A 22870-nucleotide genomic window follows, 5' to 3' on the forward strand; every position below is an offset into this window, starting at 1 on the left:
TGTGCCCAATCCCCTATTCCAGCAGATTGTAGACAACTTGCTCAAAAACCATCTATACTTGAGCGTTCACTTTAACTCATGAGGAGGGAATTATTGCTGAGCCACTGAATCTAACCGTTAGCCTGAGGGGCACTCGTGAAGTCCGGGATAACTGTCAGCTATTCCGCCTCACAGGTTTGTTAGATGCTTTTTCTGAGCCGACATTTCGCAAGACACTTGGCAGCAAGATAGACGAGGGTCCTAAGCACATTATTTTGGATCTCTCACAAATTGATTTTGTTGATAGCTCTGGCTTGGGTGCTCTGGTGCAGCTAGCCAAGCAGGCTCAAACTGCCGATGGCACTTTGCAAATTGTTACAAATGCCCGCGTAACTCAAACGGTCAAGCTTGTTCGCCTAGAGAAGTTTCTCTCCCTGCAAAAATCAGTTGAAGACGCTCTAGAAAACGTCAAGTAGTCTTGATTGCTCGATCTGAGAGTTAAATTTTGCTATCCAGATTCAATATCGGATAGCTTAATTTTTAAAAATTCTGGCAGAAAACCTCTCTCCTTGTGGGAGAGGGATCAAGCCAGTTGAGCTATTATGTTTAAAGTTGAGTAATAACTTAAAGATATAGACACCCAATTTTTGGGTATGTAATCGTTGGCTAGAATATTGGATAAATAATCAAGTCTGAGATATTTGTAAGAAATACAAAGCCAGCAGATTTGTTTATAGATAGACTTGACTCGATGCTGTATAGTTAAAAGTTGTCGTTTACTCAGTAAGTATGGCAATGCTACCAAGTACAAGGGTGAATTTGATGTCAAAATATTACCCTATCTTAGGCGCAGACCACAAGAAGTAGACGAAATTTGGTTTATAGATGTTGACATCAGGGTGATTTAAAATGCCAACTCTCAATCAAAAAGATGAAATTAGGAAGTAACTTTGATAGTATTGATTATGCTAAGTATACTATCATGGCATACTTCATAAAAATCAGTCTTTGCGAAGAATGCCTGCCCAATGTAGCCCGTCAAGGAATGATTTATTTGTGAAGTCACAGGAGGAAGAGCTATTAGATGGACAAGATGAAACTCCCAAACAGAGCTTGTCTTGGACTGAAGCACTCTTGGCAACCACAGGGCCATTCCAACAGATTTCCCTCTCACAAGTGCAACAAATTTCTCCTAGTGCTTTAGCATATTTAGGGGATGCAATTTATGAGTTGTATGTTAGAATGTTCTATCTGCTGCCATTGCAGCGGTCAGGAATTTACCATCGTCTGGTAGTGGAGCAGGTAAGAGCAGAAACACAAGCGCTACATTTGCGATCGCTAATTCCTCATCTCAGGGATACCGAATTAGAAATTGTCCGACGGGGTAGAAACGCCGCAACAGGACGCCCTAAGCGACTTAATCCCGAAATTTATCAACAGGCAACTAGTCTAGAAACTTTAATAGGCTACTTATATATCACCGATTACCAACGTCTAACCGAACTGTTGCAAATACTTCATCTAGAAAAAGAGTGAAAACTCAATTTCGCAGTAGCCACAACACTAGATTAGGTTCAAAAAATTGAGGTAATCGGAACAATCAACCATACGCTATATCGATAACTCAAATGCAGGATAAACCCAAAAAAGTCAAGACTTCTAGCGAACCCAATCGGAGACAACCCGTAAAAATTAAAGGTAAGCGTGTTGTAACTAATCCGACTCGCAGTCCCAGAAAAGTAGATAGCAACCCCATCTCTGTTGCGAATCCGACTCGCAATCCCAGAAAAATAGATAGCAACCCCATCTCTGTTGCAAATCCGACTCGCAATCCCAGGAAAGTAGATAGCAACCCCATCTCTGTTGAGAATCCAACTCGCAATCCCAGAAAAGTAGATGGCAACACTATCTCTGTTGTTAATCCGAATCGCAATCCCAGGAAAATAGATAGCAACCCCAGTTATAGCAACTCTCGACAACGAAATAGCAGTTTCTCCCAACCGTCTGTATCTACACAACCGACAGAAGAAGATAACGATCTCATCTACGGTCGTCATCCAGTATTGAGTGCATTGCAAAATCAGCGCAATCTCAACCGTCTCTGGATTACTACCCGTCTGCGATACGATCCCAGCTTTCACCATTTCCTCTTGCAAGCAAAGGAAAATGGCACAGTTATTGATGAGGTTGAACCCAAGCGTTTAGACTATCTCACCAACGGCGCTAATCACCAAGGTGTGGCAGCACAAATTGCTCCCTACGCTTACATCGAATTGCCCGATCTAATTGAGCAGTGCAAATCTGTAACCGATGCTGTCATTGTCGTGGCTGACGGAATTACCGATCCCCACAACTTGGGAGCAATTATTCGCACTGCCGAAGCAATAGGCGCTCAAGGATTGGTGATTCCTCAAAGAAGGGCATCTGGGATCACTTCCACCGTTATGAAAGTGGCAGCAGGTGCTTTAGAAAATTTTGCTGTAGCTAGAGTTGTCAACCTTAGCCGTTCCTTAGAAGAATTAAAAGAAGCTGGCTTTTGGATTTACGGTACTGCCGCAAGTGGCAGCGAACCTTTGCATACAGTCAATTTCACTGGCCCAATCGTTTTGGTAATCGGCTCAGAAGGTGAAGGTCTGGGTATGTTAACTCAACGCTCTTGTGATTTTTTAGTATCGATTCCTCTACAGGGTAAGACTCCCAGCCTGAATGCTTCTGTAGCAGCGGGTATGGCGCTTTATGAGATTTATCGTCAGCGATCGCTAAATACTCTGCACTTAGATAAATTGCAAAAATTCTCTTTGAAAAAATAACAGTAACAGAGTATAAAGAAATGTAAAAGATAATAAAGCAGCATATCGTTTAACACCCTGTAGACGTTTAGAAATCGGCTAAAACCATGAAAACCATTTGGCATAACCTCAAGGAAGTGTTAATTAACACATTCGACTACATCGGCTTGGCTTGGTGGGTAGAGATTGTGACGCAGAATCCCCGTTGCACGTATTACTTCGGGCCATTTCTAAGTTCTTCTGATGCAACATTAGCAAGCAAAGGATACATAGAAGATTTGGAGATCGAAGGAGCGCAGGGAATTATTGTGAATGTCAAGCGCTGCAAACCTAGTAACTTAACAATTGCTGACGACTTGGGGGAAAGATTTGACCGCAAAGTACAGCCTGCCTTTGGCGGTCAAATTTAAGTTAGGCCAGAGAAGAAAAAGGAAGGCTCTGATGCAAAGACGTAAAGACACAGAAAATCCTTTTACGGGGGGTTATTGCGTCTTTTTCACTCATCGCGTCACCACATCTTCCCTCTCCTTTTCTTCTTCGTCAATAGTCTAAATTTTTTTAAATATTTTTTTGTAAATATTAAATATTTAGACTATTGACTACCAATTACCTGCGGATGTTCTTCCAGCCAATGGTCAATATCATTTAGCACCTGCTGGGGGACTTCCCACGGAAAAAGATGGGCGGTGTTGGGATAGCACTGCCACTGAGAATTGTTGAGGTGTTGAGCAGTTTGTAAGCTGGAATCAGATGTGATGTGGCGGTCTTGTTCACCAGCAAGTACTAAACTGGGACATTGTATTTGTTGCAAATCTAAAACTCGATTGTATCCTGATTGAATTGCACTATAGAGAGCGCGAGTAGCAGCAGGAGAAGTTTGTAAATAAGCTGGTACTGCTTCCTTGGCGATGTAATTGTAAGCAATAGATGTATGTTGTTGGATTAAATAGCGGAAAAGTGATCGCTTACCAAAAGTTTCAATATTCCATTGCCAACTCGGTTTTATATAGTTCAATAGGGCAGCAACGCCAGTATATAAATTATCCTGCCAAGCGATGGTCGGATGACTGCCACGGGGTTTTGCAGCTGTGGCCACCAAAATTAGCCCAGTAACGCGCTCTGGCAAACGTAATGCCATCTCCATTGCCAAAATGCCTCCAAGTGACCACCCCAATACTAGGCACTTTTCAATATGAAAACGGTCTAGCAAAGCTTTTAAATCAGTCAAATGGTCATTCATGTCAAAATTGCTGTTATAGCGACTTTTGCCGTATCCGCGTAAATCAGGGGCAAAAGTTTTGTAGCGTTTTGATAAATGATTGGTAAAGACAGAAAGACTACGACCAGTACCAGGATGACCATGTAAGCCCAAAATGGGAAATCCTTGACCTTGGATGTAGACATTGAGACGTGCAGCAGTTATGGTGTGGCGATCGCTCATTACTAGCCGTTCTCCTGTCTACAGAACAAATGTTCTAAAATAAGTTGATTTTTAGTTCTCAACCATCTAATTTCCAATCTGATTTCTCTGAGTTTAGTAACAATCGCTTCAAAGTTACATAGCTGCAACAAGGAATTTACGGTTGAGCGTAGTTGGGCAATCGCGTATCTATCCGCTTCTATAGTGCCCATATTCGCTTTAGCCATTTGTGCTGTCCGTTCTAGGATTGCTTCAATCCGGTTTAGCCTTTCTGTCATAGTAGTTTCATTTTATTCTTCTAATTGTGTCATACGGCTGACGGCGAAGTGTTCTAATGTTCAGTTATAGTCAAGCTTCTGTAGATAATTCACTGAAGTTAGCACTTGGTAATTCGCTACTATAAGATTTACAAACATTAGAGACTCAATATGGGCGATCGCTTTTAAGCAGTTGTCTATTGCTCTCAATATAAGGATCTTGCTAGCGACCCGTTCTTTGGCTTCAACCGTCCAGGTGCAAAAGTCTCGCAAGATCTAATCAACTCTTTCTGGTTACATGGGCTGCAATCAGGACACAAGAATGCACTCGACTGTATAAAAGCGTTCTTTGAATTCTGAAAATAGGATGTGATAAATCGCACAATATAGGTGCTGTTATATACCATTCTTGACAGACTAAGGTCATAAACAATGTGTCAATCAGTAATAGCTGGCAAGAATACACCTTGTTGTGCATTGATAATGTAGGTAGATGTAGAGCCGATTTCTTTGTTAAAGATGACTTTTCTCAGCACTGACACAATTCACACCTTGACAGTACAGCTTGAAATAGACTCTGCAAGAATTGCTATTTGCTGGGTAAATTGGGATATAGATGCGGAAAATTTTTCTGTGTAAACTTGACCAGCAAATGGTAATGAAAAACTATTATCAAGATTTTTTAATTCGTGATTGGGTGAAAAGCGATCGCACAAGAGCCGCTGAAGTCATCAGTTATGTATTATCAGAATACGGTCTGGCTTGGGAACCCAAGGGTGCTGACCAAGATGTGCTGCGAGTAGAGGAATGTTATTTAGCTACTGGGGGAGAGTTTTGGGTAATTGAACACCAAAGCCAATTAGTAGGTACTGGAGCATACTACCCCATACACCGAGGTGAAAAAGCTGTAGAAATCCGTAAAATGTATCTTTTGCCCAGCATCAGGGGTTTAGGATTAGGGAAATATTTGTTACAACAGCTAGAAGCAGCGATCGCAAAGCGTGGTTTTGGGCAAATTTGGATTGAAACCGCCAGCGTTTTGGTGGAAGCAGTCAAATTGTATGAAAGCAATGGCTACACTCCAGCAACGGGAGTAGAAACCATAAGGTGCGATCGCGTGTATGTTAAGTCATTGGTCAATGGTCATTAGTCATTGGTCAAAGACTAATGACCATTGACTAATGACAAAGGACAATTCTAAATGCACGCTTGGATTAAAAACCTCACAGGCTTACTCAATCTTTTTCTCCAATCCCATTGCCCCCTATGTCAACGCGCAACTTCCCAAGAATTCTGTCAGAACTGCACCAGACAACTGCAAAAATGTCAACGTAAAGACCCGATTTCTCTATGGCAAGAGCCTATACCAGTGTTTGGCTGGGGGGAATATGGTGGCCCGGTAAAACGAGCGATCGCAGCAATGAAATACGAAAATCAACCCCAAATAGCTCGTCCTTTGGGTCAATGGTTAGGAGAAGCATGGTTGTTAAATTCACCGATGCGAGATAGCCAGCCTGTAGTAGTTCCTATCCCACTTCACGCTAGCAAACAAAAACAACGTAAATACAATCAAGCCGCACTGATAGCACAAAGCTTCTGCGAAATAACTGGATTGAAATTGAAACGAAACGGTTTAGCAAGAGTGCGAGAAACTGAAGCGCAGTTTGGTTTGTCGGTATCTAAACGAGAAAAAAACTTGAACCAAGCCTTTGCTATTGGGCTAGAATTTCGCCATCGTCCTCCAAATGCCCCAGTGCTGTTAGTGGACGACATTTATACTACTGGTGCTACTACCAGGTCTGCTGTGCAAACACTTCGTCAGTATGGAATTGTGGTCTTAGGATTAGTTGCTGTAGCCACTGCCGTCAAAGACGGATAAATTAAGAAGTAATGGGCAAGCTTTGACAGATAAGTGCATAAATTGACAGAATTACCCTATTTTTGTAGAAAAATTGCTTGAAATCTATGAATAAAGTTTTTGCGGCAGGTTTAAAACAACTCATCATCATTCCTGCCACATTGCTGGCAATAGGCATTAGTACCAGTGTAGCTTTTGCTCAAAATAAATTGTATAGTCCAATACCTTTATCTAACAGCACTGAACTTTCTGATAGCCTGTCAGACAAAGACATTCCCACAGGTCAAGGTGGGTTTGCCCGTGATTACACAGTGAAGTTGCAGAAGGGCGATAATTTAGCAGTTGACCTGTCATCGGAAAACTTTGACAGTATCATCACGCTGCTGGCACCTGATGGTTCGACTCTGGCAGAAAATGATGATGGCCCTGATGGTAGTAGCAATTCCTTACTATTTACTCGCATCGTAGAGACAGGAAATTATGTTATTCGTGTCCGGTCTTTTGGAGAAACTGGGGTTGGGGCTTTTAAACTCAAAGTGACAAAGTTGCAACCGATTAAATGAAGTAGTCATTTGTCATTGGGGATAGGAAGAGGCAAAGATGCAGACGGGAAAGACTTACTGCTCCCCTGCTCCCCATTTCTTAAAAAATGGTCAATACGCAGAGAAATAAGGCTTCAGTCCACTCAACGACTGCGCCGTAAGTATCTCCTGTGTGTCCACCTAGTTTGTAGTTGAACCATGCACCAGTTAAAGTGGCGATCGCACTTCCAACAACTATGATTGTCAATGCGAGAAATAGCTGCTGTTTATCTATTAGCCAAAGTAAACCACTCAAACTAAACAACAACAACAATCCCGGTAACAAATCTTTGTAAGAACGAATGGCTTGTTTGTGAAATGCGCCTTTACCAGTTGCTTTCAGATAAGGATATCGTGCGATCGCTAGTTGTTGTCCCCAACGTCCCCAGCCACAAGCAGCCATCAGCAATAACCAACGGTTTTCTGGCATATCCGTCAAAGCTGTTATTTTGAGTATCACCAAGGCGATCGCAGCCATTGCTCCAAAGGCACCTGTGGCACTATCAGCCATCACCTCCAGTCGCCGATCTGGGTCGCCTACTGCCAAACCATCGGCAGTATCCATTGCCCCATCTAAGTGTAATCCTCCAGTTATGCCAATCCAAACACTTACTACCAAAGCACTACGAGTTAACACGGGCATCCCCAGATAATCCATCCCCGTATCCAGAAACCCTAAAATTCCCCCGATTATCATTCCTACAAGCGAAGCAAGATGTGCTACCCCCCGAAAGTCCAATCCATTTAAATACGGCAGTGGAATACTACTGTAAAATATGATACTAGCTGCCAGCTTTAACAGCAGCTTTTTCCACCACTGTTGCTGTTTCCTCATCTGAATTACATTAATTTTTGGTAAATTGCTGGACAATAGTCATAATTTCGGTACAACCGCCATCAGTAGACTTTAAAACTTTAAATAAGATTTACTTCTATTAAACATTCTCGTTGAAAATTTTGTTATGCTGGTCTAAGTGGTAAATAAATAACTTTGAGTAGTTTTTTATACAAAAAACGAGTAATTAGGAAGCCAAAATTCCATCAGGGAGCAAAATTTGTGTTTTGTATTCGTTAACTAAAAACTTACTCCAAATTATTAGACGATTGCCCCACAAAATTGATATTTTTTTAAATGTAGGGAGTAAACAAGCTATTCAATTATGACAGTTTAGCTATGTTATTGCTCTCCTTAGCTCAATCGCTATTTTCCTATGAGTCACCATCTACCCGACACCAGGATACCAGCTCCGTGCATTATTAACACGGGCATCATTGTGAATAAGCTCGACATCCGGCGATTGCTGGCAGATTTAGGTCGAGTCCACTACATCTACACCCAAGAAGATAAGGTACTGAGCGAGGGTGAAGGGGATGTGATGGAAGTTTTTGCCAATCCGCAAAGGTCTACCTTAGTGGCTAACCGCGCGCTATATCTGAATGTTTGTAGTTTTGATTACTTGGAACTAAAACAGTCGTCGCAACAAGAAACCTACTTCGATTTGATGCAAGAAGGAGTGTGTCTGCGGTTAATTCCCCGTTCGACACCTTTACAAGAGCGACGAGAGCGAAGTTTCAATGTCAGCGCCATAGAAGCGATGATGGAACAAGTACTCTCAGCTAGGTGGGATGCAGAAATTGACGATGACTGTTCTGATTCTTTCTAAATAACAATTATTTAGAGTATATACTCGTAAAGTTGGTAACTAAGTTAGTAATGAATGCTTAAGTGTTCACTAAAACTCAATTACCAGTTTTTATGTTTGTCCATAATTTAGCCAAATAATATTAATTTTGCCCTAATACCATTTGGTTTTATGGCTACTAGTACCGCAAGGCAAAAGTCAAAAAGCTTTCATTTTGGGCTTTCTGGCTGTTTTGAATGATAGGTTTATTTTTGCCGCGTGGTACTAGTTATGGATTTCTGAAACTCTTTACCTATTAGCGTTTCACAATCCAAAATCTAAAATCTAAAATCCAAAATGGCATGAGTGCGAATTTTTCTTTTCAATGTCTTGCTTGCTGTAGCCAAACCAAAGCTAGAGCAGGAGTGTTTTTCACCCCTCACGGTCTTGTAGAAACTCCTAGATTTATGCCAGTAGGAACACTGGCTAATGTCAAAACTATTACCCCAGCGCAGCTACGAGAGACTGGGGCGCAAATGATATTATCCAATACTTATCATCTTCACCTACAACCAGGCGAAGCGATCGTGGCTGGGGGTGGTGGGTTGCATAAATTTATGGGTTGGAACGGCCCAATGCTGACAGATTCGGGTGGGTTTCAGGTCTTTAGCTTAAGCGAGATGCGAAAAATTACTGAAGAAGGCGTAACTTTTCGCTCACCCCATGATGGACGAATTATTAACTTAACACCAGAGCGCTCCATTGAGATTCAAAATACTTTGGGGGCCGATGTGATTATGGCCTTTGATGAGTGTCCGCCATACCCAGCGACTCGCCAAGAGGTAGAAACTGCAACTGAGCGCACTTACCGGTGGTTAGAACGCTGTATAACAGCTCATCAACGCAGCGATCAGGCGTTGTTTGGGATTGTGCAAGGGGGCGTGTATTTGGATTTGCGTTGCCGTGCAGCGGAAGCTTTGGCTAAGTTGGATTTGCCCGGATATGCCATTGGTGGCGTGAGTGTGGGAGAACCGCCAGAATTAATGGCTGAGATTGTAAAAGTGACAGCACCGCTTTTACCCCCCGAAAAGCCGCGTTACTTAATGGGTGTGGGTACTTACCGGGAAATGGCGATCGCGATCGCATCTGGTATAGATTTATTTGATTGCGTCATTCCCACCCGTTGGGCAAGACATGGTACAGCGATAGTCCAAGGCGGACGCTGGAATTTAAAAAATGCTAAGTTTCGTGAAGATTTTACGCCATTAGATGAAACTTGCCCATGCTACACTTGTCAAAATTTTAGCCGTGCTTACATATCTCATTTAGTGCGATCGCAGGAAATTTTGGCTTATACCTTGTTGAGCATTCACAACATTACCGAACTAATTCGCTTTACGCAAAAAATTAGAGAAGCAATATTGAGCGATCGCTTTGTTGCAGAATTTGGTCACTGGCTCAACTCATCTGAATCAGCATCAGATGAGGATGAAATTACAAATGACTATTGACCAATGATTGAGACTCAAATCATGTTAAGATATCTCTCAATTATGAAAGCTGTGTTGGATAGGTGGATTTAAACAAACATGGAAGCAGCACTTTTATTAGCAAAACTGCCAGAAGCTTACCAAATTTTCGATCCTTTGGTAGACGTTCTCCCAGTCATCCCAGTATTCTTCTTGTTGCTTGCTTTCGTTTGGCAAGCAGCCGTGGGATTTAGATAAGTTAATCTATTGTTCAATTTATAGGACAGGTAGAGCACCTGTCCTATTTTTTTGTAGCATCGTATTTGACAAAGTTAATATTTATTAATATTTTGCAATGAATTATTATAATAAATAAGATGTTAGATGTTAATACAAGCTATGTCAATATGAAGCCTTGAAAGCCAAGCTTACAGTCAAGGAGCAATCAGTTATGGGTAATATCAAATTCGTTAAAGAAAATAAAGAGGTAGTGGCGGCAGATGGTGCTAATCTTCGACTCAAGGCGATACAAAATGGTATTGACATATATACATTGATTGGCAAGATGACCAATTGCGGTGGTAATGGTCAGTGTGGTACTTGTGTTGTGGAGATAGTCGAAGGACTAGAAAATCTTTCCCCCCGCACAGATGTAGAAAACCGGAAATTCAAAAAAAAGCCGGACAATTACCGTCTTGCCTGTCAAACTTTAGTGAATGGCTCAGTCAGCGTAGTCACGAAGCCTTAAGTTCTCAAATCTACCATTGCTTCAATTTGTATCCAGTCAGTAGTCAAAATACTTACCAAAATTAAGTTTCCTCTCTACGAGATGCTATGCGGACATTTTAAATTTTGAATTTTGAATTTTGAATTGGTATAACTGTGTCATAGATGATGCTATCCTAATGTTGTTGACTGGAAATTAAAGAGAGGCTTTCTTGCCATGCAAGTTAATGACCTGGGGTTCATAGCGAGCATTTTGTTCGTACTAGTCCCCGCCGTGTTTTTACTAATTCTTTACATCCAAACTGCTAGCCGCGAAGGTGGAAAAGATAGTTAAGAGTTTGTGCATAAATAAATAACCCCTGCACCAATAGTGTAGGGGTTTTTATTTATCAACCAGCAACTTAGCACTGAATAGTAAAGACAACATAAGTCTTACTTTACTATTCGATGACAACAATTATTATACTCAGCACTGTTTACTTTAAGCGATTGTCCGCGCCAACAATACCGGACAAGTGGCATTGACTCGAACATAGTCAGACAAGGAAGATCCGATGAGGCGATCTATATCAACAAAACTCTTAGCGATCGATGGACGACGATCTGGAGAACCGAGCAATAATAAGTCTATATTCAACTCTTCTGCCAACCGACAAATTTCTTCACCAGGTTTGCCACTGCTGATATAAGAACGAGATTGAATCCCTAGTTTTTCAGCTTCTGCAACTGCGGCTGCTAAAACTGGATTTTTGTCTGAGTTAACCTTGGTTATTTCAGATTTTTTACCGCCTAAATCTGTACTAATATTTGCCAAAATTAACTCGCCACCCGGAATATCTCGCAGTAAAAACAGTGCCAATTTCAAGCAATTTTTTGCTGAATCAGAGTTGTCTATTGCCACCATAATGCGCTTAATTCTTTTAACATAAATGTCATCTTTTACCAGCAACATGGGGCGAGAAGATAGTTGGAAAACATACTGACTGACTGAGTTTGATAAAATCGATTGCAGCCGTTTCAGTCCGCGTGAACCCATAATAATCAAGTCAGCGTCGATTTCATCAGCTACTTGGCAAACCACATCTTTGGGATCGCCTTCACGCAAAATTGAAGAAACTTGGCTAGGATCTAAGTTCAAAGTTTGAATAGCATTCGCCAGAATTTTACCCCCATTTTCCCATTTAGTTGTCATGGTAGCAGCAGCATTTTGTGCTTGAACAACATGCAAAATCGTAACTTTTGCAGATTGAATTGAAGGGATTTCTTTCAGGGTTTTGAGCATTTCTTCTGCGTGTCCCAATCCCGATACAGCCAGCAAAATTCTTCTGATCATCTTACGTAATTTTTGTGAAGTTTACTTTTGTTTTCGCTGTTGGTACTTGGCTATGGTCGGATTTTCACCAACTTATTTTAATAACCTAGTTAGTAATTTGGCACAAATAAACTTTGTTTTTTAGTATTTAACACTCAAACAAATGGCAAAGGATAAAAAACTAAACAAATATTTAAGTTTGTTTGCACTTAGTTACTTAAACTTTTAACCAGACTTCAACTATTCAGCATACTCCCAATTTAGTCTGATTAGCTTAATAAATTCTGATGTTAGTTATTATTTTTAATCTATGTTTACTTTTTTTAATTAGAAGTTAGTTAAGTATTGCAAATAAATGCCAAAATAACTCTACAATAACATTGATTCAGTATCGCCTTTAACAGGCGATCGCTTACGGTTTGAATAGTTTACACTCCTTTTAAATTTACCGTCTTATCTAGCTTTTTTAATTCTTTTGCAGTTTTGGTAAATCAGATAAGATTGCTATATTCGGAACACCCGCAAAATGTGGGATAACAAGATCCGAATTCGGATATTATAGGCAAAATTATATTTAATACTATATTAAAACCCCCCAGATTCTATTTGGAGGGTTTGTTTGATTACTTGTGAGATTTGCTTAACTTAGAAGTGCCCCTGGTTGCCCGTTTTGGACTACAAATGAAGCTAGGGTTTTGACTGAGGCATTCATATCAACGATGCTTGATACAACGCGGTAGTCAGTTTGCCAGCGTTTTGGAGTCAGGTTGCAGCGGACGTATCCTCGGTAAGCACCGTCAAAGAACTTAGTATGGGGATTATTAATTAGGGCTGCTTGAGATGGAGCGATGAAGGAGGTGGGAAAGTCAGAGGTAATTGAAGTTCCTACGAACTCAGTACCTACCGTCGGCGATTTTGGGTTATTAAAGTCAAGCTTTAGGTCGTGTACCCAACTAGAATGGATGTCTCCAGTAATTACCACTGGATTAGAGGGTTGGCGCTGGTTTAGAAAACTCAAAAGCCGATTACGTGCAGCCACGTAACCGTCCCACTGATCTACATTGAAGACACCTACACCTGGATTACTATTGAAATTGTACTCGGCTAACATGGTCTGTTGAGCAATCACATTCCAGCGCGATCGCGATTGGTCTAACCCTTTTCGTAGCCACTGCTCTTGCTCTGAGCCGGTCATGGTAGCATTTCTATCAAAAGCTTGGGAACAGCGAGGCTTTAGTCCATCATCACAAGGTTGGTTAGTGCGATACTGCCTCGTGTCTAGCACATTGAACTCAGCTAAATTACCGAAAGTCAACCGCCGATAAAGCAGCGCATCTGCTCCCTTGGGCAATGAAGACTGACGTAAGGGCATGTGTTCGTAGTAAGCCTGGTAGGCATTGGCTCGCCGTTTTCTAAAAGCCTCTTGGGTTTGGTTATCTTCGGAAATTAAGTTGGCGTAGTTGTTGTCAACTTCATGATCGTCCCAAGTGACAATCCAGGGAAAAGCCGCATGAGCAGCTTGGAGATTTGGGTCAGTTTTGTACAAGGCGTGGCGATCGCGATAGTCTTTAAGAGTAATAATTTCTGGACTATTATGCTGGCGCGGCCCACCAGACTGTGGCCCGTATTCGTAGATGTAATCACCCAGATGAACCACAAGGTCAAGATTTTCCTCAGCTAAATGCCGATAAGCCGTATAGTAGCCATTTTGCCAGTCTTGACAGGAGACAAAAGCAAAATTCAGTTGTTGGGTATAGTTATAAAATGCTGGTGCTGTACGAGTCCGTCCAATGGGGCTAACTTCCTTACCTGCTTGAAATTGATACCAGTACCAACGCTCAGGGTTTAGCCCACGGACATCAACGTGGACTGAGTGCGCTAACTCTGGTGTTGCTAGTACTGTTCCTCGCCGCACCACCCGTTTCATGTTTTCATCAAGGGCAACTTGCCACCGCACTGGAACATTTACCAATGGCATCCCACCTCCAGAGAGTGGATTGGGAGCCAGTCGTGTCCAAATAACAACACCATCCGGTAAAGGATCGCCAGAGGCAACACCAAGACTGAACGGATAGCCAGAAAACCTTGAGTTAGCCAATACCGGATGCCATTGGCTAGCGATTGTTAACCCCGTTAAGAATCCTGCACCCAACAAAAAATCCCGCCGTCTGCAACGATTTGCTAGCAGGCGTGTACCATCCATAAGTTCCATATTCACCCCTTCCCAGATGTAAATACATACAGTTGGCAAACTTCAGGAGGGTCAATTGCCAAAAGCACAAATAATGGCTTGATTTGACTTGTTTCCTAATTGCTGCTCAACCAAACACAAGGAACCTACCAAACCAGGATCAAGTAGAAATTAAGATTTTGTTAAGTTTAAAATTGAATTAGGGGATTGGGTATTGAAACTAGGAGAAATTTGTGGCAGATTTAGACCCACCACCAAAATAGTAAAGAATTTATGACAGTTAACAATACAGTTTTGGGAGGGATTGAAAGAGTTAAGCAATTGCTGGCGTATGGAAAGGTTGAACAAAAAATTGATGCCCTTCTAGATGCTTTTGAGTATGGGGAAGCTGGCTTAGACTTGATTATTGAAGCTTTAAAAAACTCAGAGGTTGATGTTCAAGAAGCAGCTTATTGGCTACTTCAGGAAAGTACAGAGCCAAGAGCTAAACTGGCATTACAGCTATACAATCCATATTTATTTTTTGAGTATCTTTTTACTATTGAAAGGTATACAGATGAAGTTCGCAGTATAGCTTGTGTAGATATAAGCCAAGAGTTGCAAACCGTAGTTACTTGTAATTATAACAACATAATTCAAGTGTGGAATATGCAAACGCAACAGGTAATATGCACATTCCAGCCAGAAGCAACGAAGGAATTTGATCAAATCGCGATTGCACCCAACAATAGCGTTTTAGGAATTTGGAATTGTAATGATTATGCTGAAGTGTGGGATCTAAAAACAAAAGAAAAAATCTTCACTACATATCGGCGCTCAGATTGGTTTTGGTATATTGCCTTTAGCCCAGATGGTCAATCATTTTTAAATGCTGTTGACGGAAAAATTTTTGAATTGTGGGATATACAAGTAAAAGGAATAATTTCCTATATTTATATGTCCGATCTGGGTCATAATTTTATCTATTCAAATTCGCAAGTTTTAGTAACTCAAGAAAAAGACTTTGAGCAAAAATATAAAATATGGTATTGGCAAACACAACAAGTAATTTACACCTTAAGTCTTTCAGGCTATATGCCTGTAATTACTGTCAGTTGCGATCAATACTTTTTACTTAGTTGTAGTCGAGAAAATGGAACCATTAAAGTGTGGAACATTCGGACAGGACATGAACTTTGTAGTCTCACAAGTCATTCATCGTCAATTACTCGTCTTGCAATTAGCTCAGATGGACAGAGACTATTTATTTGGAGTGGAGACAGCACCGTTGAGGTGTGGGGAATTTAATTTTTCACGGTGATTTAAGATAGTTTTACTTTAAAATTCAGAATTCTACTGGATAAATTACGAATTATTTAAAACCTACCATTTCCCTGAACAATGTGCTTAACGGTGGTCAATGTTTCCAGGCTGATAAATCCCCGGCGATGACCTTTTTGATTAGACATACCGAGAAATACTGAATCTCCCCGCGAAGGGTTGCGGGAAAAACGCGGGGAAGTGTTGATGTAGGTAGAGGCACTGTTAACTCCTAAAGCAAACTGCCGACTTTCCTGGTAGGATTCAGTCACGATGGAGTCAGCATGACCACTGCTGTATTCATTAATCCAGGCGATCGCAGCCTCTAAGCTATCCACCAGTTTAAAAGCTACTGTCCTCGTTAAATAAGGGTTTCCCCATTCGCTTTCTTTTACCAGCTGCAACTGAGGAAAGGCTTGGACTAGTTCTGCATCTCCTTTAATTTCAAAGCCTTTTTCCATCAAGCTGTTCCACAAGACAGCTAAAGATGATGGCAAGGCTTGACGATGAATTAGTACTTTTTCAATGGCGTTGACTTGATCGGGTTCACTTTGATGGCTATTAAGAATCATCAAGCGCACCATTTCTAAGCTACTATTCAGCGACCAGTAGAGGTAACAGTTACCCATTGCCGACTTTAATACTGGGCAAGTTGACTGTCGGACTACCTGCTGCACTAAGCTAGAACGTCCGTAGGGAATCACTAAATTCACGTACTGGTCTTGGGTGACTAGATCCCGAACTGAAGCCCCATGTTCTGCTGTGATCAGTTCTAGACAGCCCGGAGCTAGTCCAACTTCTGCGATCGCATTTTGCAGTGCTTCAGCGATAGCGGCGTTGGAATGGCTAGCTTCGGTACTGCCTTTGAGAATTATACAATTACCAGTTTTGATACAAAAACCCGCTGCGATCGCCCCTAAATCGGGAAACGCCTCATAAATAAATCCAATCACTCCCAAGGGCATTAACTGCGTATAACTCTGGGAATCTTCCAGTTGATAATCAGCGGTTCTAACGCGCCGCAGCGGATCTGATAATTCTCCCAACCGTTTTAAAATGTCTACTGTCATCTCTAGCCTGGTGGGAGTCAGCTTCAGCCAGTCCAATATCAACTCAGGCACTGCCATTTCCCGACTGGCTTCTAAATCCAAGGTATTGGCTTCTAGAATGTCGTCAAATGAGCGCTCAATCGCCTTTGCCATTGCCAATACTGCACGACTTCGGTCTACTCCCTTTGTGAGCGCCAACTTTAGGGAAGCTTGATAGGCTCGTTGGGCACTAGTAATCGGTTCGGGGTGGTCATCCAATTCAACAGTCATTGAGTTAACGTCTGTAGGTAAGCCAGACCATTAGTGCTGGTAAGATAGCCAATAGCACCGCCACCATTGCCCAAGCAATAATGCTGGAACCATTTGCCAATCGCAGTGCTAATGGCAGCCATATAATCACTAGCACGAAAATAATGCCCAGCGCTATAGGCAGATAGCTTTCTCCCAAGCGGGGATGGACAACATGCCAACTATTTCCCATCCAACGCCAAGCCCGTTTGTAGGGATAGGTGGTGGAAAGCTGTTCTAGGACATGACCATTATCTTCTACAACAAAGATTTGCTGACAGCGATCGCAACCAAATGCTTCTGTTAGCGTAATCGGAATTAGCTGACCCCGGCGACGACAGGGACAGGGGTATTCGGTATTGAAATCGATTTTTTCGGGTTTTTGAGATTGCACAAGCGTTCTAATAACTTGAGCGTGTTTTACACGAACTACGAGAATATAATGCCTTGGTAAACACCTTAAAGGCTTCTGTCTTTATATACATAAAAAGGTGATGCAAACATTGCCCTGATTATTAACAGTAGATGCAGCTAACTTTAAATATTCTACTAATTGCCAAATCAGTACGGAGTTATCTATTTGTAATTTTTCCCCGTAGCTGGCGATCTTGTTTAAAAATTTCCTTCTCTTCATCTATCGCTTTCAAGGTAATGTGGTTGCGTTTTTGGGGATTTATTATGCTGACACACCTGGTACAATTTTAAGCATAGGTGGCAACCACTCCTAAAGCAAATCTTTTGGGAAGGCTACGCTCGTAAACAACACACATCTACAAACCCGCTAATTTCTCTTTGGGTCACTGTCACTATATATTACTATCAGTTCTCAAGGTTAGATCGGCATTATGTCCAATATATATCCCTTGGAGTTCACAAGTGTTTACAGAGCAGGAATTACTAAAACATCTATTGTAGTGTGTAACTCTTTGTCCAAATATATAGATTGTGGCTAGTTTTTACTCACCTGTCCACATCTGGGCAGTTTACAAGAGCGCAGAGCTAATATACGAACACTTCAACGCACCCTAAAAACACTAAACCTCTTGGAATTGTTAAATTCAAGAGGTTTTAGTTGGAAGCGGGTAACGCGATTCGAACGCGCGACATTCACCTTGGCAAGGTGACGCTCTACCACTGAGCTATACCCGCAATCGATCACCCAAATATAAATATCGCAGATTTATCTGTAATTGTCAACCCCTTAATATAGTCATTAGTCATTCGTCATTGGTCATTAGTGAATAACAAAGGACAAAGGACAAATGACTAATGACAGACTAGCCGAGTTCTTCTGATTCCAAAGTTAAATTGCCAACGCTGGCACTTGGAAAAGCGGCTGGCAAAGACTGGCTATTACGAGAATATGGCTCTGCCAGGTTAGAACGCAGTTGCCGCATCAGGCTTGCCATTTCTAGGGCATTCAGGGCGTAATCCCAGCCATGATTACCTTTTATGCCTGCCCGTTCTAAGGCTTGCTGCATAGTATCTACTGTCAAAATGCCAAAAATTACTGGCACCCCAGTTTGAAAGCTAGCGGCGGCAATGCCTTTAGAAACTTCTGAGGATACGTAATCAAAATGGGGTGTTTGTCCTCGAATGACTGCGCCAAGACAAATTACAGCATCATAACGATGGGAAAGTGCTAATTGGCGAGCTACTAAAGGTACCTCAAAACTTCCCGGAACCCAAACATAGTCCACCTGATTACCTTGGGGATTAGGGTCTACACCGTGGCGTTTTAAACAATCTTGACATCCCTCTAGCAGCTTTCCGGTAACAAGGTCATTGAATCGACCAATCACCACTGCAAACCGCAAAGGCTCCGTTTGGGTAAAAGTTCCCTCGAAAACTGCCATGACTGCCTCTTTATCAACTATACTTCTGGCCAATATACATTTCTTATTTAAATGTAGAGGAGCAGGAAAGCGTGGTCAAAATTAAGTTAGTAGGAAAAAGAAAAAATCCCTTGTTTCCCTTAACCTTTGACCTTGGCTTTTCTGCCCCTCTAGTTCTTATATTATGTGCCTGCGCCAGAGCGAAGCCGTCGCCTACACGACAAAAAAGTTTAACAAACCAACTAAAAACACCAAACCAATCCAGACCCCAGAACCAACCCAGAGCAGTTTTTTAGATTCACCCCAATTTTGGGGAGTGGCGTAAGCAACCGGAACGCCAACAACTAGGACAAAAGACAACAAGACTAGACCTATCAAGGCAAATTGGAATATTATGGTCATTTTTGATTCTCCCAATACAGCGAAATACTAAGGATAGAATATCCTAAAGGGCGACACTGACACTTTCTTATTATTTTTAAGCTAGCAGAAATTGCAACATTTTAGTCATTTGTCCTTTCGTCTAAGTACTAATGACTCTTAACTATGGATTTAATTCTTTGCCACACAACAGCTGATTTTGACGCATTAGGAGCAGCAGTAGGGTTAACGCGCTTACTACCGGGAAGTAAGATTGTGCTGACTGGCGGTTCTCATCCTCCTGTGCGGGATTTTTTAGCATTGCATCGAGATGAATATCCGCTGATTGAACGCCGTTCGGTGAATCCAGAAAAAATTCGCTCTCTGACTGTGGTGGATACACAACTGCGCGATCGCTTGGGTAAAGCTGCTGAGTGGTTAGATTTACCCAATCTGAAAGAAATTATAGTTTATGACCATCACTTAGGACAAGAATCAGATATTCCCGCCACGCGATCGCATATTTCTTCAGTAGGAGCCGCCACAACTTTAATTGTGGAGCAATTGCAACAACAGGAAATTTCCTTGACTTCTGCTGAAGCGACTGTGATGGCTTTGGGTATCCACGTTGACACTGGCTCCTTGACCTTTGACCAGTCTACCCCAAGGGATGCCTTAGCTTTGGCTTGGTTGATGCAACAAGGTGCAAGTTTATCGGTAATTTCTACCTACCGTGACCCTGGCTTGTCTTTGCAATTGCAACAGTTATTAACTGAATCTCTAGAAAGTTTAGAATATCTTTGCCTACGTGGATATACTGTTGCTTGGGTAATTCTGAAAACAGATGCTTTTGTGCCAGGGCTATCGAGTTTGGCTTCAGAACTTGTAGAATTAACCGAAATTGATGCCCTACTGTTGGCTAATGAGTATACTTTCGGTGAAAACGATTTACGCTTAACTATAATTGGGCGATCGCAAATTCCCAAAACAAATCTTAATCTATTATTCCAACCATTGGGGGGCGGCGGTCATTCGCAAGCCGCATCGCTAAACCTACGCAAAGTAGATTCGCAGGCAATATTAAAACAACTCCTTGACGGGGTAAAAGCACAAATTCCCCATCCCCTTACTGCTAGGGATTTGATGTCTTCTCCTGTGCGCACAATTCTGCCTGAAACCACAATTGCCGAAGCCCAGCGCATTTTATTACGCTATGGACACTCTGGTTTATCTGTAGTCGATACTCAAGGGCAACTAGTAGGCATTATTTCGCGGCGAGATATTGATATCGCCTTACACCACGGCTTTAGTCATGCGCCAGTCAAGGGCTACATGACAAGAAATCTTAAAACAATTACACCAGATACAACACTGCCACAAATTGAGTCGCTAATGGTGACTTATGATATCGGACGCTTGCCAGTATTGGAAAATGAGCAGTTAGTTGGTCTTGTCACTCGTACTGATGTCTTGCGGGAATTACATCAAGAAAGGGATGAAGACGAAGAGGGACAAAAATTCAAAATTCAAAATGACGCTCTCGGACTCGCTAACGCTGCGCTAACAAAATTCAAAATTCCTCTTAGCACTGAGTTGCAAAATCGCCTTGCTCCTCAATTATGGCAGCTACTCACCACAGCATCGCTAGAGGCAGAAAAACGGGGTTGGCATCTTTATCTTGTCGGGGGTGCGGTGCGGGATTTACTATTAGCGGAAGCAACATCGGACACTTTGATGATTAAAGATATTGACTTAGTAGTTGATGGCTTTCACAAATCAGCAGATGTTGGTGCTGGTGTAGAACTAGCAAAGGCACTCCAACAACTTTACCCTGCGGCTCGTTTAGAAATCCACGGGGCTTTTCAAACTGCGGCTTTGCTGTGGCACAAAGACCCAGAATTAGATTCTCTTTGGGTAGATATTGCCACGGCTAGAACAGAGTTTTATCCTTACCCGGCAGCGAATCCAGAAGTTGAGGCGAGTTCCATTCGTCAAGACTTGTATCGTCGAGATTTTACCATCAACGCCCTCGCCTTGCGCCTGACTTCCCCTCGTGCTGGTGAGTTACTTGATTTCTTTGGTGGTTTACTAGATTTACAATCTAGGCAAATTCGGGTTTTGCACGCTAATAGCTTTATCGAAGACCCTACCCGCATTTTTCGTGGCGTGCGCTTTGCCGTGCGCTTCGGATTTGAAATTGAACCACAGACTGAAGAGTTTATTCACTATGCTATCAACAGTGGTGTTTACGATCGCACTGCTCAAGAGAATAGCAGAACTCCAGCCCTGCAAACGCGACTGAAAACAGAATTAAAACACATCTTAGAAGCCCCCTACTGGAAATCGGCTTTGCAGTTGCTAGATAACTTAGGGGCATTGCAATGCATGCATCCTAGCCTGAAACTAGATGTGGAAGTACTACGACAATTACGTTTGCTAGAACGCTGTTTGCAGCGATTTGACCCGCAACCAACTCTCATCCATTGGGAAATGCGTTTAGAAGCGTTGATCGCCCATCTAAAACCACAATATCGGGCAAAAGTTGCTAAGAATCTACAACTGCAAGAAGATAGCATTAAACGCTTGCAAAACTTAGCTTCTGCCCAAACTGAGGTAATGGAATCTTTGCCTGAGTGTCAAAGTCCTAGTCAAGTAGTACAGTTGTTGCGACAGTATGATTTACCAATGCTGATTTTAATTGCTGTGCAAAGTCCGCGATCGCTTAGACATCAGATTTGGAAATATTTAACTGTTTGGACTAATGTGCAGCCACTACTGAATGGCAATGATTTAAAGAAACTTGGTTACAAACCAGGGCCTCAATATCGGCAAATATTAGATGATATGCTTGCTGCTACTTTGGATAGAGTAATTAAAGATAAGACTGAAGCTGAGGAGTTTTTAGCGCAACACTATCCTAAATGAAATAGCTCTGGTCTAAATTGTATCTGGATCGATATTTAACTCCCGCAGTTTTGCTGCTAAACGTTCAGCCTTTTGTTCGGCTTGTTCTGCTTGTTGTTGTAACTGTTCAGCTTTTTGTTCAGCTTGTTCTGCCGTTTCTTCCGGTGTTGGTACTAGTTGCCCATCTCGTGTAATAAACCGTAATAAACCTTCATAAACTCCCAAATATAACCCTAGCTGATGACTCCACAAATGTCCTTGTTCACTTGCTTGTAGAGGTTGATATTCTCCATCTACTAAATGAAATCCTGCAAATTCTTGTGTGTAAGGGTCAAACCAAAAATAATCGGGTGTGCGGAAGGTATCTTGATAAATTGTTTTCTTTAAACCTTTATCAGTATTTGTTGTTGAGTTAGACAAAATTTCTAGAATTACATTCGGATATTTACCATCTTCTTCCCAGACTACCCAACTTTTGCGAGTTTTACGTTCAGTTCCCAGCACAACAAAAAAGTCTGGCCCCCGGAAGTATTCTGATTTGCGTTGGCGCGGACTGTAGTAGATAGTTAGATTTCCCGCCGCATAGAAATCATTTCTATCTCGCCACAACCATTCCAGACATGTTAATAGTAGGATTATTTGCCGTAAATGCAGTTCGCTTTCCAAGGGAGGTTCGTCACTATATAAATCACCAGGGGGAAATATAACATCCTGGCAGATGCCTTCTTGAGAATCTAATTCTTGAGCAATGGTCATAGAATGGATATGGCATCAAGTAGTTATAAATTTACTTTAGCAGTTTTGTAGTTAGCGATCGGTCTGACAGTATAGCTATCGCTTACTTCTGTATATTAACGCTTGGCAAAAACAGGCGATCGCATCCTCCCTTTCCGAAATACCTTAGTGATATACTGTAGTCAATATCAAACCT

24 protein-coding genes and 1 tRNA gene are annotated in these 22870 nt (G+C 41.8%); 14 read left to right on the forward strand and 11 right to left on the reverse strand.

All coding sequences use genetic code 11. The annotated features are described in order from the left end of the window. Nucleotides 1–89 precede the first annotated feature (89 nt). From HWQ42_RS20425 to HWQ42_RS20440, 4 genes are all read left to right on the forward strand, one after another. Nucleotides 90–455, forward strand: coding sequence for an STAS domain-containing protein (locus tag HWQ42_RS20425; protein ID WP_084227153.1), 366 nt, complete (start codon nt 90–92; stop codon nt 453–455). 580 nt (nt 456–1035) lie between these two features. Then, the gene (locus HWQ42_RS20430; RefSeq protein ID WP_194044898.1) at nt 1036–1515 is read left to right on the forward strand and encodes a ribonuclease III domain-containing protein; all 480 of its coding nucleotides are present in this window, start codon (nt 1036–1038) and stop codon (nt 1513–1515) included. A 92-nt stretch (nt 1516–1607) separates the two neighbouring features. Then, entirely contained in the window at nt 1608–2789 is a 1182-nt protein-coding gene (gene rlmB / locus HWQ42_RS20435) for a 23S rRNA (guanosine(2251)-2'-O)-methyltransferase RlmB (protein ID WP_292815557.1), read from the forward strand. Nucleotides 2790–2875: 86 nt separating this feature from the next. Beyond that, entirely contained in the window at nt 2876–3178 is a 303-nt protein-coding gene (locus HWQ42_RS20440) for a DUF1816 domain-containing protein (RefSeq protein WP_194044900.1), read from the forward strand. A 182-nt stretch (nt 3179–3360) separates the two neighbouring features. Here HWQ42_RS20440 and HWQ42_RS20445 read toward each other — a convergent pair whose 3' ends face one another. Then, a complete protein-coding gene (locus HWQ42_RS20445; RefSeq protein WP_292815560.1) occupies nt 3361–4209 on the reverse strand; it encodes an alpha/beta hydrolase in 849 nt (282 codons plus the stop codon). A gap of 2 nt (nt 4210–4211) precedes the next feature. After that, nucleotides 4212–4466, reverse strand: coding sequence for a hypothetical protein (locus tag HWQ42_RS20450; RefSeq protein WP_292815562.1), 255 nt, complete (start codon nt 4464–4466; stop codon nt 4212–4214). Nucleotides 4467–5103: 637 nt separating this feature from the next. Between HWQ42_RS20450 and HWQ42_RS20455 the strand changes: the two genes are divergently transcribed. The 3 genes from HWQ42_RS20455 (at nt 5104) to HWQ42_RS20465 (ending at nt 6866) form a co-directional block, all read left to right on the forward strand. After that, entirely contained in the window at nt 5104–5595 is a 492-nt protein-coding gene (locus HWQ42_RS20455; protein WP_292815565.1) for a GNAT family N-acetyltransferase, read from the forward strand. A gap of 51 nt (nt 5596–5646) precedes the next feature. Further along, a complete protein-coding gene (locus HWQ42_RS20460) occupies nt 5647–6324 on the forward strand; it encodes a ComF family protein (protein ID WP_292815568.1) in 678 nt (225 codons plus the stop codon). 86 nt (nt 6325–6410) lie between these two features. After that, nucleotides 6411–6866, forward strand: coding sequence for a PPC domain-containing protein (locus tag HWQ42_RS20465; RefSeq protein ID WP_292732620.1), 456 nt, complete (start codon nt 6411–6413; stop codon nt 6864–6866). 79 nt (nt 6867–6945) lie between these two features. On the opposite strand, the gene cobS is transcribed toward HWQ42_RS20465, so the two are convergent. After that, complete coding sequence (cobS, locus tag HWQ42_RS20470) at nt 6946–7719, reverse strand: adenosylcobinamide-GDP ribazoletransferase (protein ID WP_292815571.1); 774 nt, start codon at nt 7717–7719, stop codon at nt 6946–6948. Nucleotides 7720–8095: 376 nt separating this feature from the next. Here cobS and HWQ42_RS20475 point away from each other — a divergent pair, with 376 nt between their 5' ends. From HWQ42_RS20475 to psbM, 5 genes are all read left to right on the forward strand, one after another. Continuing rightward, nucleotides 8096–8548, forward strand: coding sequence for a hypothetical protein (locus HWQ42_RS20475; RefSeq protein WP_094347994.1), 453 nt, complete (start codon nt 8096–8098; stop codon nt 8546–8548). A 320-nt stretch (nt 8549–8868) separates the two neighbouring features. Continuing rightward, the gene (gene tgt / locus HWQ42_RS20480; RefSeq protein ID WP_292815573.1) at nt 8869–10017 is read left to right on the forward strand and encodes a tRNA guanosine(34) transglycosylase Tgt; all 1149 of its coding nucleotides are present in this window, start codon (nt 8869–8871) and stop codon (nt 10015–10017) included. A 78-nt stretch (nt 10018–10095) separates the two neighbouring features. Continuing rightward, nucleotides 10096–10233 (forward strand): photosystem II reaction center protein K, encoded by a 138-nt coding sequence (locus HWQ42_RS20485; protein WP_006195022.1) that lies wholly within the window; start codon nt 10096–10098, stop codon nt 10231–10233. 193 nt (nt 10234–10426) lie between these two features. Next, nucleotides 10427–10723: a 2Fe-2S iron-sulfur cluster-binding protein gene (locus HWQ42_RS20490; protein WP_292732627.1), complete on the forward strand. Its 297-nt coding sequence runs from the start codon at nt 10427–10429 to the stop codon at nt 10721–10723. 195 nt (nt 10724–10918) lie between these two features. Continuing rightward, nucleotides 10919–11035 carry a photosystem II reaction center protein PsbM gene (gene psbM, locus HWQ42_RS20495; protein ID WP_084227279.1) on the forward strand — a complete coding sequence of 39 codons (117 nt, stop codon included), beginning with the start codon at nt 10919–10921 and terminating at the stop codon, nt 11033–11035. Between the two features lie 147 nt (nt 11036–11182). Here psbM and HWQ42_RS20500 read toward each other — a convergent pair whose 3' ends face one another. Both HWQ42_RS20500 and HWQ42_RS20505 read right to left on the reverse strand, forming a co-directional pair. Beyond that, nucleotides 11183–12034 (reverse strand): universal stress protein, encoded by an 852-nt coding sequence (locus HWQ42_RS20500; protein ID WP_292815576.1) that lies wholly within the window; start codon nt 12032–12034, stop codon nt 11183–11185. A gap of 619 nt (nt 12035–12653) precedes the next feature. Further along, nucleotides 12654–14225, reverse strand: a complete 1572-nt coding sequence (locus tag HWQ42_RS20505; RefSeq protein ID WP_292815579.1) for an alkaline phosphatase — start codon at nt 14223–14225, stop codon at nt 12654–12656. A gap of 252 nt (nt 14226–14477) precedes the next feature. On the opposite strand from HWQ42_RS20505, the gene HWQ42_RS20510 reads away from it, so the two are divergent. Continuing rightward, entirely contained in the window at nt 14478–15491 is a 1014-nt protein-coding gene (locus HWQ42_RS20510) for a hypothetical protein (protein WP_292815582.1), read from the forward strand. A 68-nt stretch (nt 15492–15559) separates the two neighbouring features. Here HWQ42_RS20510 and HWQ42_RS20515 read toward each other — a convergent pair whose 3' ends face one another. From HWQ42_RS20515 to psbZ, 5 genes are all read right to left on the reverse strand, one after another. Then, nucleotides 15560–16822, reverse strand: coding sequence for a glutamate-5-semialdehyde dehydrogenase (locus tag HWQ42_RS20515; RefSeq protein ID WP_292732637.1), 1263 nt, complete (start codon nt 16820–16822; stop codon nt 15560–15562). Nucleotides 16823–16826: 4 nt separating this feature from the next. Further along, on the reverse strand, nt 16827–17234 hold the full coding sequence (locus HWQ42_RS20520) for a hypothetical protein (RefSeq protein WP_094348002.1): 408 nt from the start codon (nt 17232–17234) through the stop codon (nt 16827–16829). 683 nt (nt 17235–17917) lie between these two features. Beyond that, nucleotides 17918–17989 (reverse strand) — tRNA-Gly (locus HWQ42_RS20525). Nucleotides 17990–18117: 128 nt separating this feature from the next. Further along, a complete protein-coding gene (gene ribH, locus HWQ42_RS20530; RefSeq protein ID WP_289799467.1) occupies nt 18118–18696 on the reverse strand; it encodes a 6,7-dimethyl-8-ribityllumazine synthase in 579 nt (192 codons plus the stop codon). 192 nt (nt 18697–18888) lie between these two features. After that, nucleotides 18889–19077 carry a photosystem II reaction center protein PsbZ gene (gene psbZ, locus HWQ42_RS20535; protein WP_179068007.1) on the reverse strand — a complete coding sequence of 63 codons (189 nt, stop codon included), beginning with the start codon at nt 19075–19077 and terminating at the stop codon, nt 18889–18891. Between the two features lie 144 nt (nt 19078–19221). Here psbZ and HWQ42_RS20540 point away from each other — a divergent pair, with 144 nt between their 5' ends. Beyond that, the gene (locus HWQ42_RS20540) at nt 19222–21960 is read left to right on the forward strand and encodes a CBS domain-containing protein (RefSeq protein ID WP_292815586.1); all 2739 of its coding nucleotides are present in this window, start codon (nt 19222–19224) and stop codon (nt 21958–21960) included. Nucleotides 21961–21972: 12 nt separating this feature from the next. Here HWQ42_RS20540 and HWQ42_RS20545 read toward each other — a convergent pair whose 3' ends face one another. Then, nucleotides 21973–22695 (reverse strand): Uma2 family endonuclease, encoded by a 723-nt coding sequence (locus HWQ42_RS20545; RefSeq protein ID WP_292815589.1) that lies wholly within the window; start codon nt 22693–22695, stop codon nt 21973–21975. Nucleotides 22696–22870 lie beyond the last annotated feature (175 nt).

It is taken from the genome of Nostoc sp. JL23, from assembly GCF_017115065.1.
In the GTDB taxonomy this organism is placed as follows: Bacteria; Cyanobacteriota; Cyanobacteriia; order Cyanobacteriales; family Nostocaceae; genus Nostoc; species Nostoc punctiforme_A.

Coding starts and splice junctions, on each gene's coding strand:
- rlmB (WP_292815557.1), top strand. CDS start 1,608: ATGCAGGATAAACCCAAAAAAGTCAAGACTTCTAGCGAACCCAATCGG.
- HWQ42_RS20440 (WP_194044900.1), top strand. CDS start 2,876: ATGAAAACCATTTGGCATAACCTCAAGGAAGTGTTAATTAACACATTC.
- HWQ42_RS20445 (WP_292815560.1), bottom strand. CDS start 4,209: ATGAGCGATCGCCACACCATAACTGCTGCACGTCTCAATGTCTACATC.
- HWQ42_RS20450 (WP_292815562.1), bottom strand. CDS start 4,466: ATGACAGAAAGGCTAAACCGGATTGAAGCAATCCTAGAACGGACAGCA.
- HWQ42_RS20455 (WP_292815565.1), top strand. CDS start 5,104: ATGAAAAACTATTATCAAGATTTTTTAATTCGTGATTGGGTGAAAAGC.
- HWQ42_RS20460 (WP_292815568.1), top strand. CDS start 5,647: ATGCACGCTTGGATTAAAAACCTCACAGGCTTACTCAATCTTTTTCTC.
- HWQ42_RS20465 (WP_292732620.1), top strand. CDS start 6,411: ATGAATAAAGTTTTTGCGGCAGGTTTAAAACAACTCATCATCATTCCT.
- cobS (WP_292815571.1), bottom strand. CDS start 7,719: ATGAGGAAACAGCAACAGTGGTGGAAAAAGCTGCTGTTAAAGCTGGCA.
- HWQ42_RS20475 (WP_094347994.1), top strand. CDS start 8,096: ATGAGTCACCATCTACCCGACACCAGGATACCAGCTCCGTGCATTATT.
- tgt (WP_292815573.1), top strand. CDS start 8,869: ATGAGTGCGAATTTTTCTTTTCAATGTCTTGCTTGCTGTAGCCAAACC.
- HWQ42_RS20485 (WP_006195022.1), top strand. CDS start 10,096: ATGGAAGCAGCACTTTTATTAGCAAAACTGCCAGAAGCTTACCAAATT.
- HWQ42_RS20490 (WP_292732627.1), top strand. CDS start 10,427: ATGGGTAATATCAAATTCGTTAAAGAAAATAAAGAGGTAGTGGCGGCA.
- psbM (WP_084227279.1), top strand. CDS start 10,919: ATGCAAGTTAATGACCTGGGGTTCATAGCGAGCATTTTGTTCGTACTA.
- HWQ42_RS20500 (WP_292815576.1), bottom strand. CDS start 12,034: ATGATCAGAAGAATTTTGCTGGCTGTATCGGGATTGGGACACGCAGAA.
- HWQ42_RS20505 (WP_292815579.1), bottom strand. CDS start 14,225: ATGGAACTTATGGATGGTACACGCCTGCTAGCAAATCGTTGCAGACGG.
- HWQ42_RS20510 (WP_292815582.1), top strand. CDS start 14,478: ATGACAGTTAACAATACAGTTTTGGGAGGGATTGAAAGAGTTAAGCAA.
- HWQ42_RS20515 (WP_292732637.1), bottom strand. CDS start 16,822: ATGACTGTTGAATTGGATGACCACCCCGAACCGATTACTAGTGCCCAA.
- ribH (WP_289799467.1), bottom strand. CDS start 18,696: ATGGCAGTTTTCGAGGGAACTTTTACCCAAACGGAGCCTTTGCGGTTT.
- psbZ (WP_179068007.1), bottom strand. CDS start 19,077: ATGACCATAATATTCCAATTTGCCTTGATAGGTCTAGTCTTGTTGTCT.
- HWQ42_RS20540 (WP_292815586.1), top strand. CDS start 19,222: ATGGATTTAATTCTTTGCCACACAACAGCTGATTTTGACGCATTAGGA.
- HWQ42_RS20545 (WP_292815589.1), bottom strand. CDS start 22,695: ATGACCATTGCTCAAGAATTAGATTCTCAAGAAGGCATCTGCCAGGAT.